Raw genomic sequence first — 15,699 nt, 5'->3', positions numbered from 1 at the left:
TCGCCCTCGGGTGACACCACGACGTGCCCCAGGGGAAGCCGGTCCGAATCCGGCGCTGACCCGCAACCGTGAGCCACCTTCGAGGTGGGAGCCGGAATGCCTGGGACGCGGAGCGGCTCCATTTCCGTCGAGGTACGCGGGGCGGAGCCCGGACACCGATGGGTCCGAGGCCGCCCCCTGTTGTCGCGCGAGCGACAGCGGGGGTTTTGTCTTTCCCCACCGGGTGCCGGTGCCACCGTCGCGACACCGCTCGCTCACCAAGAGGCACCATGCACCCGTCAGCCCGCAGCGCCCGTCCGGCCGCTGTCCTCGCCCTGGCCCTGGCAGCGGCCCTCGTCGCGCCAGGCGCGGCGACCGCCGCCACGACCGAACCCACCCCCGCAACCACCACCGGACCGGCCACGACCACGTCGCCGAGCTCGACCACCACCGCCGACCCGACGAGCACGACGTCGACCGGCGGCACCACCACCACCACCGGCGCGCCGACGACCACGGCTCCGACCGGCCCTGCGCCGACGACCACCGGCACCGCGAGCGGCTCGACCACCGGCTCGTCCAGCACGAGCACGTCGGCCAGCACCACCACCAGCACGGCGACGTCCCCGGCCGCGAGCACCGCCACGTCGGCGGCGGCCCGGGCGGCCTCCACCGCCACCGTCCCCTTCGACACCAGCAACGCCGCGAGCCAGGCTCGCCTGTCCGGCAGCACTGCCGAGCAGGCCGGGTATGCCGCCGGCTTCATGGTGCGCACGCTCGCCGCCCGCGGCGACCACTACAACTACCCCGGCGGCACCTACTTCGACGGTGGCAACACCGTCGACGCCGTCCTCGGCCTGGACGGTGCCAAGGTCGGGAAGGCCGAGGCCGACGCGGCCTTCGCCTACCTCGAGCAGAACGTCGGCGGCTACATCGGCACCGACTACTCCTCCCTGTACGCGGGTCCGACCGGCAAGGTGCTCCTCGCCGTCGTGGCCCACGGCGGCGACCCGCGCGACGTCGGGCCCAAGCACGTCGACCTCCTCGCCCAGCTCCAGTCCTCGCTCGGCGCGGCCGAGCCCGGCCGCTACTCCGACCTCCCGGCGACCGGCTGCGGGTACGACGTCTGCGACTACTCCAACACCACGGGCCAGGCGCTCGACATCATCGGCGTCGGCCGGGCCACCGGGTCCGCGCCGAAGGAGGCGGTCGACTACCTGCTGGCCCAGCAGTGCGCCGACGGTGGCTTCCGCGGCGACCTCGGGGCTGCCGGCGGCTCGTGCACCAGCGACGTCGACGCCACGGCCTTCGCGGTCCAGGCCGCCATCGGCCTGCGCGGGACCGTCGACCCGGCGGTCACCCGCGCCCTGACGTTCCTCGCCGGCAAGCAGGCTGCCAACGGCGGCTTCCTCAACGGTGACGGCCAGTACAACGCCAACACCGCGGGGGTGGCGGCGCAGGCCTTCGCCGCCGGTGGCCGCAACGCCGAGCTCGCGCGCGCCCAGGGGTTCCTGGCCTCCCTTCAGCTGGACTGCACGTTCGCCAGCGACCTGCGCGGCGGCATCGCCTTCACCGCCGCCGACCGCTCGACGCTCGCCTCAAAGCCCGGCGACACCGCGGCCCTCGACCGCGCGCTGCGGGCGACGCCGCAGGCCACCCTGGGGCTCGCCGGCGGCACCCTGCTGTCGGCCGGCTCGGACGGCGCGACCACCGTGGTCCCGGCACCGACCTGCCCGACCTCAGCGACGTCGACGACCTCGACCGCCACGGCGACGACGGGTGCGACGACGGGTGCGCCGACGGGCTCGGCCGCCGGCACGAACGCACCCGCAGCACCCGCCGGGGCGCCTGCCGCCTCGGCGACCCCGGGGGCCCTTGCCTTCACGGGGGCCGACGTGGCGATGACCGCCCTGGCCGGCCTGCTCCTTCTCCTCGTCGGTGCTGCAGCGCTGGTCCTGGCACGGCGCAAGGGCGTGCACGCGTGATCCGCACCCTGGGGCGCCTCGCTGCAGCCGCCGGGCTCGTCCTCGCCGGCGGCCTCACCCTCCCGGGTGGGGCGGCGGACGCGGCCGCCTGCTCGGGGTCAACCGGTGTCACCGTGGTCATCGACTACGGCTCGTCCTCCTCGACCCTCTGCGCCCCCGACTCCTCCAGCGCCATCAGGGCGCTGACCGGGGTCGCGAACGTCACCTACCCGCCGCAGTACCAGGGCACGGTGGTCTGCCAGATCAACTCGGTGCCCGCGCAGACCTGCAACCGCATGCCCCCGTCGAGCGCCTACTGGGCCTTCTTCCACGCCTCGCGCGGCGGCTCGTGGACCTACAGCAGCAGCGGCGTGGCGGAGTACGACCCGCCGTCGGGGTCCGTCGTCGGGTTCGCGTTCGGCTCCGGTGGGGCGCCGAGCACGGCCCCTCCTGCGGCAACGCCCGTCCCGAAGCCGAGCCCGAGGCCGAGCCCCAGCTCCACGCCGAAGCCGTCGTCGAGCACGCCGAGCACCCCGCGGGCCACGTCCCCGCGCGCCACGGGCACCGGCGGGGGTGGGACCGGGGGGTCGCACACCGGCACCGGCGCCCCGACACCCCGCAGCACCTCGGGGGCCACGACCCCGGGCGCCCCCGCCTCCACCGGCAAGGCCGCCACCACCGCCACGAAGGCGAAGCCGGGCGCGTCCACAACGACCACCACGGCGTCCACGGAGACCCCGGGGGGTGGCCAGGCCTCCCCTTCGTCCGACGAGCAGACCGCCCAGGCTGCCCAGGCGGCCGAGGACTCCGGCTCGCCCACGTCCTTGTTCGCGGGGCTCGGCCTCGTCGGCGTCGTCGGTGCCGGCGCGGCATACCTCACCCTCCGCCGCCGCGCCCACGGCTGACGCCGTCCGTCCATGGCCTCCCTCCTGCCCCGCGCCCTGCCACGCCACCTCCACCCGGTGGCGTGGTGGGTGTGGGCAGTGGGGCTGGCGGTGGCCTGCTCGGGCACGACCAACCCGCTGCTGCTGCTCCTCGCGGTGAGCGTGGCGGCACTGGTCGTCGCGGCCCGGCGCGGCTCCTCGCCGTGGGCACGAGCCTTCCGGCTCTACCTCTTCCTCGGGGCCTGGATCGTCGTGCTGCGGGTCGTGCTGCACGTGCTGGTCGGCTACAAGGTCGGCCAGACGCGCCTCTACTCGCTGCCCAGCATCGACCTGCCGGGCATCACCCTGCTCGGCCCGCTCTACCTCGAGGGCCTGCTCGCCGCGGCGGTCGAGGGCCTGCGCCTCGCCTCGCTCATCGCCTGCATCGGGGCGGCCAACGCGCTGGCCAACCCCAAGCGCCTGCTGCGCGCCCTGCCCGGAGCGCTGCACGAGATCGGCACCGCGGTCGTCATCTCGGTCGCTGTGGCGCCGCAGCTGGCCGACAGCGTGCAACGGGTCCGCCGGGCCCGCGTCCTGCGCGGTGAGGGCGGCAAGGGCCTGCGCTCCGTGGGCCGAGTGGCGCTGCCCGTCCTGCAGGACACCCTCGACCGGTCGCTCCTGCTGGCCTCGGCCATGGACTCGCGCGGGTACGGCCGCCGCCCCGAGCAGGCCGCGTCGGCACGGCGCCTCACCGGGGCACTGACCCTGACCGGGCTGCTCGGGGCCGCGGTCGGCACCTACGGGCTGCTCGACGCGACCACACCGCCGCTGGTCGGCCTGCCCGTGCTGGCTGTCGGCCTCCTGCTCTGCGGCGGTGGGCTCACGGTCGGCGGCCGGGCCGTCCGGCGCACCTCCTACCGCCCCGACCCGTGGGCCGGGCCCGAGTGGGTCGTCGCCGGCTCCGGCGTCCTCGCCGCGGCCGCCATGCTGGTCGTCGCGCACCGTGAGCCGTCCGCCGTCGTGCTGCCGCTGGGCCCCCTCGCCCCTCCCGCGCTGCCGCTGCTCGCCGTCGTGGGCCTGCTCGTCGCCGCGCTCCCGGCGTTCGCCGCGCCCACTCCCCCCGTCCGGGGGCAGCGGTGAGCCCGCACGCGGCCGTGGTCTTCGACGGGGTGACCATCCGGTACGCCGACAGCCCGGCTCCCGCCCTGCGCGCGGCGTCGTTCGTGGTCGAGGAGGGCGAGCTCGCCGTGGTCGCCGGGCGCACCGGGGCGGGGAAGTCCACGCTGCTGGGCGCCGTCAACGGCACCGTCCCCCACTTCACGGGGGGCCACCTCTCGGGCCGGGTCACCGTCGCCGGCCTGGACACCCGCACCCACCGTCCCCGTGACCTCGCGGACGTCGTGGGCGTGGTCCGGCAGGACCCGCTGGCCGGCTTCGTCACCGACACCGTCGAGGAGGAGCTGGCCTACACCCTGGAGCAGCTCGCGGTGGACCCGCCGGCGATGCGGCGCCGGGTCGAGGAGGTGCTCGACGTGCTGGGGATCGCCGACCTGCGCGACGCCCCGCTGTCCGACCTCTCCGGGGGCCAGCAGCAGCGCGTGGCCATCGGTTCGGTGCTCACCGCCGGCCCCCGCGTCCTGGTCCTCGACGAGCCCACCTCCGCCCTGGACCCCGCCGGCGCGGAAGAGGTGCTCGCCACGCTCTCGCGCCTGGTTCACGACCTCGGCCTCACCGTCGTGGTGTCCGAGCACCGGCTCGAACGCATCGTCGGCCTCGCCGACCACGTGCTGCTCGTGCACGACGACGGCACGGTGACCAACGGCGACCCCGCGTCGGTGCTGGCCGCCTCGCCCCTCGCGCCTCCGGTCGTCCACCTCGGCCGCCGGGTCGGCTGGGACCCCCTGCCCCTCACCGTCCGTGACGCGCGGCGTGCCGCCCACGACCTGCGCACCACCTTGGAGACCGTGCCCGTGCCGGACGGGGCGCACGCCCGAGCCCCCGCGCAGGACGTCCTGCTCGAAGGCTCGGGCGTCACCGTGCGCCACGGCGACGTGACCGCCGTCGACGGGGTCGACCTCGCGCTGACCGACGGCGAGGTGGTCGCCCTCATGGGACGCAACGGCTCCGGCAAGTCCTCGCTCCTGTGGGCCCTGCACGGCACCGGGACCCGCAGCGGCGGGTCCGTCGAGGTCCGGTCGGGCCGCGCAGGGTCTGGAAGCGCGGGGCCACACCCTGTCACCGTCGCCCCTGTCACCGTCGCCCCTGTCACCGTCGTCCCTGTCACCGTCGACCCGGCCCGGGAGTCCCCGGCCCAGCGCCGCCGCCACGTCGGGCTGGTGCCCCAGAGCGCCGGCGACCTGCTCTACCTGCCCACCGTCGAGGCGGAGTGCCGCCAGGCCGACCAGGAGGCCGGCGCGGCCGAGGGCACGGCACGCAGCCACCTCGACCGCCTGGCCCCGGGCGTGCCCGGCGACCGCCACCCCCGGGACCTGTCCGAGGGCCAGCGCCTCGCGCTCGTGGTCGCCGTCCAGCTCACCGCCGCCCCGGGGGTCCTCCTGCTGGACGAGCCCACCCGTGGCCTGGACTACCCCGCCAAGGACGCCCTGGCGCGCCTGCTGCGCCAGCTCGTCGAGGACGGGTCTGCGGTGCTGGTGGCGACCCACGACGTCGAGTTCGCCGCGGGGGTCGCCGACCGGGTCGTCGTCATGGCCGGCGGCCGGGTGGTCGCCGACGGCGCCGCCCGTGACGTGCTGTGCGACTCCCCCGCCTTCGCCCCCCAGGTGGCCAAGGTGCTCGCACCCCTGCGCCTGCTCACCGTCGCCGAGGTGGACCACGCCCTCGCCGCTGCCCGGCCCGAGCCGTCCGTGACCGCCGGCGGCGGCCGATGAGCTCCTCACGCCTGGGTGCCGTCGCCCTGCGCCCGCGGTCGACCATCGCCCTCCTGCTCGTCTCGGTGGCCGGGGTGATGGCGTTCCTGTGGCCCTTGTTCGCCGGCGCCGACTCCCGCCTGGGCCACAGCGCCGATGCTCCCCTCCTCTTCGCGCTCCTGCTGCCCCTCCTGCTCGCGGTCGTGCTCTTCGAGATCAGCGAGAGCGGCCTCGATGTCAAGGCCGTGGCGATGCTGGGGGTCCTGTCGGCCGTCGGCGCGGCCCTGCGGCCCCTCGGCGCCGGAACGGCCGGACTCGAGACCGTGTTCTTCCTGCTCGTGCTCGGCGGCCGCGTCTTCGGCCCCGGCTTCGGCTTCGTCCTCGGCTCGACGACCCTGTTCGCCTCCGCCCTCGTCACAGGGGGTGTCGGACCATGGCTGCCCTACCAGATGCTCGGCGCCTCCTGGGTGGGCCTCGGAGCCGGGCTGCTTCCGCGGGTGCGTGACCGGTGGGAGGTGCCGCTCCTCGCCGTGTACGGCGCCCTGGCCGGCCTGCTGTACGGCGTGGCCCTCAACTTCTCGTTCTGGCCGTTCTCGACCGGGCTCGGCAGCCACCTGTCGTTCGTGGCGGGCGCCGCCCCGTGGGACAACCTGCGCCGCTTCGCCCTGTTCTCCCTCGCCACGTCGGCCTGGTGGGACCTCGGGCGGGCCGTCACCAACGTCGTGCTCATCGCCGTCACGGGCCGCGCCGTGCTCGCGACCCTGCGCCGGGCGTCACGCAGGGCCGCGTTCGACGCGGAGGTGACCTTCGAGCCCGAGCCGGCACCGCGGCATACGCTGTCGGCGTGACCCTGCCACCCTCCCTGCTGGACCGAACCGTCACCGACCCCGACGTCAAGGCGACCTACGCCGTCGACGAGTCGGTGGGCGCGACGGCGCCGGACACCTTCGAGGTGGTCCGTGCCCGCGACCTCGCCGACGTGGTCGAGGTCCTCACCCACGCCCAGGCCACCGGCACACCGGTCGTGCCGCAGGGCGCGCGCAGCGGCCTCGCCGGCGGATCGGTCGCCCTGAGCGGCGGCATCGTGCTCAGCCTGGCCGGCCTCACCGCGGTGACCGACCTCGACCCCGTTGAGGGCACCGCCGTGGTCCAGCCAGGGGTGCTCAACGCCGACCTCAAGGCGGCGGCCGCTGCCGAGGGGCTGTTCTACCCGCCGGACCCCGCCTCGTCGGCGTTCTGCACCATCGGCGGCAACGTCGCCACCAACGCCGGTGGCCTGTGCTGTGTCAAGTACGGCGTCACCGCCGACTACGTGCGCGGCCTCGAGGTCGTCCTCGCCGGCGGTGAGGTGATCCGTACCGGGCGCCGGACCGCCAAGGGCGTGGCGGGCCTGGACCTCACCGGGCTGTTCGTGGGCTCGGAGGGCACGCTGGGCGTGGTCACCGAGGTCGTGGTGAAGCTCGTGCCCGCCCCGGACCCGGCCCTCACGGCACTCGCGACGTTCGGCACCCTGTCCTCGGCCAGCGACGCGATCGTCGCCCTGCGACGCGAGCGGCACCGGCCGAGCCTCCTCGAGCTCCTCGACGACGTGTCCATCGCGGCCGTGCAGTCGGTGTCCGACTTCGGCTTCCCGGGCGACTGCGCGGCCGTCCTCATCGTCCAGGCAGACCGGCCCGGGCACACCACCGAGGACATCGCCCGCTACGCCACGCTGCTCGAGGCGGCGGGCGCCACCGAGGTCGCCGTCGCCGACGACGCGCAGGAGAGCGACGCCCTCCTCGCAGGACGGCGCGCCCTGCACCACGGGCTCGTCGCCAAGGGCACCCACTTCATCGAGGACGTCTGCGTCCCGGTGCGCCGGCTCACCGAGCTCATCGCCGCGGGCCACGAGATCTCAGCGCGCACCGGCGTCGAGATCTCGATGTCGGGGCACGGCGGCGACGGCAACCTGCACCCGTCCTTCTTCTACGACCCCGCCGACGAGGCCAGCCGCCACCGCGCGGAGGAGGCCTTCGGGGAGCTCGTCGCGGTCACGCTCTCGATGGGCGGCACCATCACCGGCGAGCACGGGGTGGGTTCGCTCAAGTCCCGCTGGCTTCCCGACGAGGTGGGCGCCGCCTCCCTCGAGCGGCAGCGCGCGGTGAAGGCGCTCTTCGACCCCCGCGGCATCCTCAACCCCGGACGCGTGTACTGGTCCTGACGCGCCATCCGCGCCGGCGTCCCGTCAGGCGGGTCGACGGGGCGGGGCGTCTCGACAGGGCGGGGCGGCGACCCGCCGCACCCCACCGGACTGGTAGAAACGAGGACATGAGCCCCCTCGAACTCGACCGCAGTGAGTCCTGGCTGTCCCACGAGGAGCTCGACGCCGCCCGGCAGCGCGTGCCGATCCTCTACGTCGACGCCGTGCCGGTGCGCGTCGACGACCGGGGCGTCCTCACCGCGGTCGGCCTGCTGTTGCGCGCCTCCGAGGACGGCCAGATGAACCGCGAGCTCGTCTCGGGCCGGGTGCTGTACCACGAGCGGGTGCGGGACGCCCTGGTGCGGCACCTGGAGAAGGACCTCGGCCCGATGGCGCTGCCCCAGCTCCCCGCCAGCCCCCAGCCGTTCACCGTCGCCGAGTACTTCCCCACCCCGGGGGTCACGCCGTTCCACGACCCGCGCCAGCACGCGGTGTCCCTGGCGTTCGTCGTGCCCGTGCAGGGTGACTGCCGCCCGCAGCAGGACGCCCTCGACCTGGCCTGGCTCACGCCCCAGGAGGCCATGGCCCCCGGCCTGCTGGCCGAGATGGACAACGGGCACGGCGTCCTGCTGCGCCAGGCGCTGGCGCACCTCGGCCACCCCGTCTGACCGGGACGGCCGTCGGCGCACGGGCTCGTCCTCGGCCACCAGAGCTGGCGTCCCGCCAGTAGTGGTGGCGCAGAGGACCGGATCGCCACCACGCGTGGCGTCGTGCCAGTAGTGGTGGCGCCGAGTCGCGCCGCGGCGGTGACCGGGCGGGTCAGCTCTTCTTGATGCTGAGGCTGAGGTCCTGGTCGAGGACGAGCAGCTTGACGTCCGTGCCGTTGCCGGACGCGGTGATGGTGCCCGAACCCAGGCTGTCGCTCCACGACTTGGCACTGATCGTCCAGCCCGCACCCGGCAGGCCGGTGACGAGGCCGTCGTAGGCCTTCTTGCCGTCCGGCACGGTGTAGTCGGCGAGCGTGAGCGTGTCGCTGGTGGTGGCGGCACCCTGCTGCTGCGCGCCGTCCGGCAGCGGGAACCCGTCGGGCAGCTTCGCGGCCTCGCCCGCCGCGCTGCTGGAGCTCGAGCTTGACGGGCTCGCAGCGCCGCTCGACGCGGGCCGGCTGGCCTGTACCGTCGCGTCCGACGAGCCGGTGGAGCCTCCTGCGCAGGCCGCGAGTGCCGCGACGATGGTCACCCCGGCGGCAGCGGTCGTCAGTCGGTTCATGGTGTTTTCCCCCTTGGTGTCGGTATTGCCCGACTCACCCTAGGGGGTGCGCAGCGAGGCCGCGCGGGGGCTCATCGCGCCGGGCGACGCTGGCTGCGGACGCGCTTGGCGCGGTCGATGCGGTCGAGCTCGTCGGCCTCCTCGATGGTCGGGGCGGTGCCGCCGAGCCGCGCCGGCAGGAGGTGCTTCTCGGCCTCGGGCCACGCCGGGTACGCAGCCTGGTCGGCGTCCAGCTGCGCCTGCATGGCCGCCTTCATCCGCTCCGTCGCCGCGGCGGGGTCCTCGTCCGCGCCCACGGTGATGGGGGCGCCGACCGTGATGAACAGGGGGAACCCGTGCCGCCCCATGCGCTTGGGCTGGCCCTTGGTCCACACCCGCTGCGAGCCCCAGATCGTCGTCGGCAGCAACGGCACCACGGCCTCCTGGGCCATCCGCGCAGCCCCTGACTTGAACGCCTTGAGCTCGAAGGACCGCGAGATGGTCGCCTCGGGGAACACGCCCACGAGCTCGCCGCGACGCAGGGCCGACAGCGCCGTGGCGAAGGACTCGGTGCCGGCCTCACGGTCGACGGGGATGTGCTTCATGCCCGTCATCAGGGGTCCGGCCACCGGGTTGGACCAGATCGACTTCTTGGCCATGAACCGCACGAGGCGTCCGACCTCGACCCCCACCAGCCCGGCGTAGGTGAAGTCGAAGTAGCCGGTGTGGTTGATCGCCATGACGCCGCCACCGTGCCGCGGGACGTTCTCGAGGCCGTTGATCCGGATCTTGAGCCCCTGCGCGGCGAAGAGCCCGCGGGCGGCGCCGATCACGGTGCGGTAGACGGGTTCCATGCGCCCAGCCTAGGGGGCGGGCGCAGGGAACCCGTCACCCGTGGCGCGACGGCGTCCAGGCCAGCTGGACGACGTTGTTGCCGGTCTCGCGCGACACGAGGCGGCCGCGGCCGGGGACCGCCGGGACGGCCTTGATGTTGCCGATGAGCGGGCCCTCGTCGGGGCTGCCCGAGAGGAGGATGCCGGGGGTCGCGAGGTCACGCAGGGTCTGCATGACCTGCTCGTACGACGCCCGCGACGCACCACCGGAACGCCGGGTGAGAACGAGGTGCAGCCCCACGTCGCCGGCCTGCGCGAGCAGCGGGACGAGGGCCGCGAGCGGGCTGCCCGCCGACGTGACCACGAGGTCGTAGTCGTCGACGAGGACGAACACCTCGGCGCCGGTCCACCACGACCGGTTGCGCAGCTGCTCGGGCGTCACGTCCGGCCCCGGCAGACGGCTGCGCAGGTAGGTCGCGAGCTCGGCGATGTTCTGGGTCGCCTGCTCCTCGGTGGTGAAGTAGTCCCGCAGGTACTCGTCCGGGATCTCCCCGAGCAGGGACCGCCGGTAGTCGACGGCGAAGATCTGGGCCTGCTCCGGCGTGTAGAGGCGCATGACCTCGTGGGCGACCGTGCGCAGCATGCTGGTCTTGCCCGAGTCGCTGTCACCGAAGAGGTAGAGGTGCGGCTCCTCCACGACGTCGAGGCCGATGGGCGCGAGGTTGCTCTCGTCGATGCCGAGCAGGATCCGGCGGTCGCCCGGACCTGCCATCTCCCGGACCCGGTCGATGCGGATCTCGTCGGGCAGCAGCCGCAGCTTGGGACCGGACGGGCCCTGCCAGGCGGCGTTGACCCGGTCGACCATGTCGTCGACACCGGAGCCGAGGCTGCCGACGTCGCCGCTGCCGTCGATGCGCGGGATGGCGGACAGGAAGTGGTGCCGGGTCGCCTCGATGCCTCGGCCGGGGCGTCCCTTGGGCACGTTGGCGGCGACCTTGCGGTCGATCTCGGAGTCGCTCGGGTCGCCGAGGCGCAGCTCCAGCCGGGTGCCGAAGACGTCCTTGACGGCACTGCGGAAGTCCATCCAGCGGTTGGTGGTGGCCACGAGGTGCAGGCCGAACGTCAGGCCGCGGCCGGCGAGCTCCTGGATCTGCATCTCCAGCTCGTCGAACTCGGCGCGGATGGTCGGCCAGCCGTCGACGACGAGGAACACGTCGCCGTACCCGTCGTCGGCACGCCCCTCGGCGCGGCGGCGCCGGTAGGTCTCGATCGAGTCGATCCCCTCCGCACGGAAGTAGGCCTCGCGCTTGTCGACGATCCCGCGCAGCTCGGCGAGCGTGCGGCGCACGACGTCGGGCTCGTTGCGGCTGGCGACACCCGCGACGTGCGCGAGCTTGACCATCGGCGAGAACGTGCCACCACCGAAGTCCAGGACGTAGAACTGGGTCTCGAGCGGGGTGGTCGTGAGGGCGAGCGAGGTGACCAGGGTGCGGGCCAGCGTGCTCTTGCCGCTGCGCGGGCCGCCGACGATCGCGACGTGCCCGGCCGCTCCGCCGAGGCCGACGCTGAGGGTGTCGCGGCGCTGCTCCAGCGGCCGGTCGACGATGCCGATCGGCACGACGAGCGAGCCGGCGTCCCGCCAGCGGCGCGACACGAGGCCGAGCTCGGGGTCCGGCGCGAGGTCGCCCATGAGCGTGTCGAGCGCGTCCGGCACGTCGAGCGGGGGCAGCCAGACCTGATGGGCCGGGCGACCCTTGCCGCGCATCTTGGACACGGCGATGTCGAACGTCGCCCGCTCCTCGCGCGGCCCGGCGTCCACGACCTGGGGCTCGGGGGTGTCGTTGAGGCGCAGGACCGGGGCCGCGGAGAAGGGCACGATGTCGTTGGTCGCGCTGGTGCGGTCGCTGGCGATGCGGCGACGAGCCGGCGGCGGTCCGGAGACGTAGGCGGCCTTGAACTTGATGAGCGTGGTCTGGTCGGGCTTGAGGTAGCCGAGGCCGGGGACGGCCGGCAGCTCGTAGGCGTCCGGCACCCCGATGACGGTGCGGGACTCGGCGGCCGAGAAGGTGCGCAGGCCGAGGCGGTAGGACAGGTGCGACTCCAGGCCGCGCAGGCGCCCCTCCTCCAGCCGCTGCGAGGCGAGCAGCAGGTGCATCGACAGCGACCGGCCGAGCCGGCCGATGGCCACGAACAGCTCGACGAACTCGGGCCGTGCGTTGAGCAGCTCGCTGAACTCGTCGGCGACGATGACCAGCGCGGGCAGTGGCTCGAGGTCGGCGCCGGCGAGGCGCGCCTTCTCGTAGTCGGTGACGTTGGCGAAGTTGCCGGCCGAGCGCAGCAGCTCCTGGCGGCGCACCATCTCACCGTGCAGGGCGTCCTGCATGCGGTCGACGAGGCTGAGCTCCTGGCCGAGGTTGGTGATGACCGCCGACACGTGCGGCATGTCGGCCATGCCCGCGAAGGTCGCACCACCCTTGAAGTCGACGAGGACGAAGTTGAGCGCCTCGGACGAGTGGGTCATCGCGAGCGCGAGCACGAGGGTGCGCAGCACCTCGGACTTGCCGGAGCCGGTGGCGCCGATCACCAGCCCGTGCGGACCCATGCCCTGCTGGGCGGACTCCTTGATGTCGAGCGAGACGACCTGCCCCTGAGCGCCGAGACCGATGGGCACGCGCAGGCGGTCGCGCTGCAGGCGCGGGCGCCATGCCGCCTCCGGGTCGTAGTCGCGGACGTCGCCGAGCCCGAGGAGGTCGACGAGCTCGGTCGAGCTCGTCATGGCGTCGCGGCGCTCCGGCTCCGCGCCGGCATACAGGGGGGCGAGCCGTCGCGCGGCCGCCTGCGCCTGCACGATCGAGAGGGTGTCGGCGAAGCCCTGGGCCGGCTCGGTGGTCAGGGTGATGATCTGCATCGGGACGCGGCCCTCGTAGGGACCGGAACGTTGCGGCTGGCCGAGGGCCAGGCGCATGCGCCCCTCGTGGCTGAGCTCGTCCCACCGCTCGGGGAGGTGGAGGACGGTGATGCCCATGACGCCCTCGTCGGTGACGATGGCGTTGCCCGGGGGGACCTCGCCGCCGTCGACGACGAGGAGCACGTGGGGCAGGGTCCGCTGGTCGGCGCGTCCGAAGCGCGGGCGCTCGACGAGGTCGGCGGGAAGCATCGGCTCGAGGTCGGCCAGGGAGGTGGCGACCATGCGCGCGGGGCCGACGCCGTCGCGCTCGCGCTGGCTGTGGGCGTGGGGCAGCCACTTGACCCACTCCCACTCCGGCAGCGAGTCGCTCGCCGAGACCACGGCCACCTGGAGCTGGTCGGGGGCGTGCTGGGCCGCCGCGGCGGTCACGATGGCGCGTGCCAGGGACCGCGCGGGCTCGGCGTCGCCGGTCACCTCGAGGCGGGAGAAGTAGGACAGGGAGACCGAGGCCGGCAGGTCCGGCTGCACCCGGTGGGTGGACATGAGGCGGTGCAGCGCCGAGGCGGCCACGGGGTCGAGCTGCGCCATGGGCGGGGTGTCGGGGGCCTCGAGGGTGATGCACAGCGGCTGGTTGGTGCGGCCGAACCGGACCCGCAGGAAGTCGTCGTCGCTCGCCGAGCGCTCCCAGACGCGGGTGCGCTCCTCGCAGAGGGCCGCCAGGGCGTCCGGCGAGGGGTTGTTCCACAGCGCGGCGGCGCGCTGGCGGGTGGCCGCCCCGCGGACGGTCTGGCGCACCTCGCCGAGGTAGGCCAGGTACTCCCGCCGCGCCTCGCTGATCCCTGCGGCGTGCTGCTGGCGCTGCCGGTAGCCGTTGACGCCCACGAACCCGAGGGACGCGATGAGGAACATGCCGCCGGCGATGTAGCCCTTGACGCCGGGCTGGGAGAGCGCGACGAAGGCGATCGAGCCGACGCTGCCGAGCATGGGCACGGCATTGAGCAGCAGGCCACCGGCGCCCTCGCTCGGGGTGATCTCCGGCGGAGGCTGGAGCACGATGCGGCCGGAAGGTACTTCGGGCGCCTCTTCGCGAGGTCCCCTCCGCAAGGTCACTGACATGGTGGTGTGCGCCCTCCTCGGCGTTCGAGCCCGTCGCGCCGCGTCGCCGGCCTCCCCCGAAGTCGGCCGGTTCCCGTCCACAGCGGGCCCCAACGTACCGTGTCCGACCGGGACGAAGGGCGCAGGCGCGTACTCACGGGACAATCAGGCACTATTGTTCGCGGGGAGTCCGCTGGGGAGCGTCGTCAGAAGGGGAGGACCGAGGTGAACGACGAGTCGTCGCACCGCATCTCACTGCTCGCCGACGACCGACGCTACGACCTCGTCGCCCCGGCGAACGCGCAGGTCGGAGACCTGCTGGCAGCCCTTGGCATCGCACCCCGCAACAGCCCGTATGCCGTGGCCACGCCGGCAGGTCGGGTCATCGCCCTCGGCGAGGTGCTCGGCGACGCGGTGCCCGAGGGCACGCTGCTCACGGTCATCCGGGCGACGACGCACGAGGTGACGCGCGACGTGCTCAACCTCGACCGCTCGGCCGTGGCCGGTGGCGCCCGCTCCCCCGAGGGCCAGGGCGGCCGCTACACCCCGCCGTCCGAGGCGACCATCGCCCGCCGTGAGCTCAGCGAGGTCACCCGCCGCCGCGACGAGCTGGCACTGCCGGTCGAGCCGGGCGGCACGGTCGTGGTGGTCCCCACGACGGCCCCGACCACGGCCGCGGTCTCCACCGACACCCTCCTGCGCTGGTCCGGCGCCGGGCTCGCCGCTGTCGCGGTCGTCGTCCTCGGCACCGGCGCCTTCCGCGACCACACCACGCCCGACGTCGCGCTGGCCGCGGTCACCGCCGGCGCGCTCTTCCTCGCCGGCCTCGCCCTGGCGACTGACGCGGCCGAGTCGTCCGCGGCGCGCCTGTCCCGGCTGGTTGCCCCCGTGTTCGGCTTCGGGGCCGGGCTCGCCCTCCCGGTGGCCCAGTCCCCCAGCTCCGGTCGCATCGCCGTCATCGCGGCCTGCACCCTCGCCACCACGCTCGCGGGCGTCGCCCGCATCATCGGCGGCCCCGTGGACCGGGCGTCCCGCGCTGCCCTGACCACCCTCGCGGGGCTCGGGGCGCTCGGCGTGGCCGGGATCGTCCTGGGCTGGCCGGCGTTCGCCGTCGCCGCCGTCGCGGCCGGACTCGTCCCGGCGGCGACCCGGCTGCTGCCGTCCATGGGTTTCGAGGTGCCCGACGAGCAGCTCGTCGACGTGGAGCGCCTGTCCACCACCATCTGGACCGCCCGCGAGCAGCGACGCCGCCGGTTCCGCCGCCTGCGCCCCACCGAGATCGACGGCGTCTTCCTCGCCGCCCGCGAGGCGGTCGCCGCCGGCACCGTGTGGGCGTGCCTGGTGGCCCCCGTCGCCCTGGCCGTGCTCGTGGCCACGCCCGGCCGCTCCGCCTGGTCGGCGTGGGGCACGGTCGGCCTGTGCGCCACCGTGACGACGGCCCTGGGGTTCCAGTCGCGGACCGTTCGTGACCGCCTCCCCCGCTTCGCCCTGCTCACCGCAGCAGCCCTCTCCGCCCTGCTCGGCACGTATGCAGCGGGCCAGCGGCTGGGCGCCGGCCCCGGCTTCGGCGTGGTCGGCGTCGCCGTGGTCCTCGGGGTGGTGGCCATCGTCTCGGCCATCGTCCTGGCCCGGGGCTGGCACTCGACGCGCCTCTCGCGGCTGGCGGACATGCTCCAGGGGCTCGCGGTCGTGCTCAGCCTTCCGGCCGCCGCCCTGGCCGCCGACGGGTTCGAGGCCATGCGCCGGATGACCTCGGGGTGACG

11 protein-coding genes and 1 riboswitch are annotated in these 15,699 nt (G+C 74.5%); of the genes, 8 read left to right on the top strand and 3 right to left on the bottom strand.

Translation table 11 applies throughout. The features are described 5' to 3' along the window. Positions 1-32 precede the first annotated feature (32 nt). Positions 33-157: riboswitch (cobalamin riboswitch) on the top strand. A 112-nt stretch (positions 158-269) separates the two neighbouring features. The 7 genes from AB4Z02_RS11280 to AB4Z02_RS11250 all read left to right on the top strand — a co-directional run bounded on the left by AB4Z02_RS11280 (position 270) and on the right by AB4Z02_RS11250 (position 8,520). After that, positions 270-1,964 (top strand): hypothetical protein, encoded by a 1,695-nt coding sequence (locus AB4Z02_RS11280; protein ID WP_441971039.1) that lies wholly within the window; start codon positions 270-272, stop codon positions 1,962-1,964. After that, the gene (locus tag AB4Z02_RS11275) at positions 1,961-2,848 is read left to right on the top strand and encodes a hypothetical protein (RefSeq protein ID WP_441971037.1); all 888 of its coding nucleotides are present in this window, start codon (positions 1,961-1,963) and stop codon (positions 2,846-2,848) included. Before AB4Z02_RS11280 ends, AB4Z02_RS11275 begins: the two co-directional genes overlap by 4 nt. Positions 2,849-2,860: 12 nt before the next feature. Further along, complete coding sequence (locus AB4Z02_RS11270) at positions 2,861-3,946, top strand: energy-coupling factor transporter transmembrane component T (protein ID WP_441971036.1); 1,086 nt, start codon at positions 2,861-2,863, stop codon at positions 3,944-3,946. After that, positions 3,943-5,694: an ABC transporter ATP-binding protein gene (locus AB4Z02_RS11265; RefSeq protein WP_441971034.1), complete on the top strand. Its 1,752-nt coding sequence runs from the start codon at positions 3,943-3,945 to the stop codon at positions 5,692-5,694. The genes AB4Z02_RS11270 and AB4Z02_RS11265 overlap by 4 nt, the downstream gene beginning before the upstream one ends. After that, complete coding sequence (locus AB4Z02_RS11260; protein ID WP_441971032.1) at positions 5,691-6,521, top strand: ECF transporter S component; 831 nt, start codon at positions 5,691-5,693, stop codon at positions 6,519-6,521. Before AB4Z02_RS11265 ends, AB4Z02_RS11260 begins: the two co-directional genes overlap by 4 nt. After that, entirely contained in the window at positions 6,518-7,873 is a 1,356-nt protein-coding gene (locus tag AB4Z02_RS11255; protein ID WP_441971031.1) for an FAD-binding oxidoreductase, read from the top strand. Before AB4Z02_RS11260 ends, AB4Z02_RS11255 begins: the two co-directional genes overlap by 4 nt. A 107-nt stretch (positions 7,874-7,980) precedes the next feature. Further along, a complete protein-coding gene (locus AB4Z02_RS11250; protein WP_056884726.1) occupies positions 7,981-8,520 on the top strand; it encodes an NUDIX hydrolase family protein in 540 nt (179 codons plus the stop codon). A 151-nt stretch (positions 8,521-8,671) separates the two neighbouring features. Here the strand turns inward: AB4Z02_RS11250 and AB4Z02_RS11245 are convergent, their stop codons facing one another. The 3 genes from AB4Z02_RS11245 to eccCa form a co-directional block, all read right to left on the bottom strand. After that, positions 8,672-9,121 carry a hypothetical protein gene (locus tag AB4Z02_RS11245; protein ID WP_441971029.1) on the bottom strand — a complete coding sequence of 150 codons (450 nt, stop codon included), beginning with the start codon at positions 9,119-9,121 and terminating at the stop codon, positions 8,672-8,674. A 71-nt stretch (positions 9,122-9,192) separates the two neighbouring features. Continuing rightward, entirely contained in the window at positions 9,193-9,954 is a 762-nt protein-coding gene (locus tag AB4Z02_RS11240; protein WP_441971027.1) for a lysophospholipid acyltransferase family protein, read from the bottom strand. Positions 9,955-9,988: 34 nt separating this feature from the next. Next, entirely contained in the window at positions 9,989-13,894 is a 3,906-nt protein-coding gene (gene eccCa, locus AB4Z02_RS11235) for a type VII secretion protein EccCa (protein WP_441971025.1), read from the bottom strand. Between the two features lie 267 nt (positions 13,895-14,161). On the opposite strand from eccCa, the gene AB4Z02_RS11230 reads away from it, so the two are divergent. After that, positions 14,162-15,697 carry a hypothetical protein gene (locus AB4Z02_RS11230; protein ID WP_441971023.1) on the top strand — a complete coding sequence of 512 codons (1,536 nt, stop codon included), beginning with the start codon at positions 14,162-14,164 and terminating at the stop codon, positions 15,695-15,697. Positions 15,698-15,699: the final 2 nt, after the last annotated feature.

Source organism: Pedococcus sp. 2YAF34 (genome assembly GCF_052114585.1).
GTDB lineage: Bacteria > Actinomycetota > Actinomycetes > Actinomycetales > Dermatophilaceae > Pedococcus.
The sequence above is the reverse complement of the archived record's forward strand: the minus strand, read 5'-3'. Positions and strand labels throughout refer to the sequence as shown.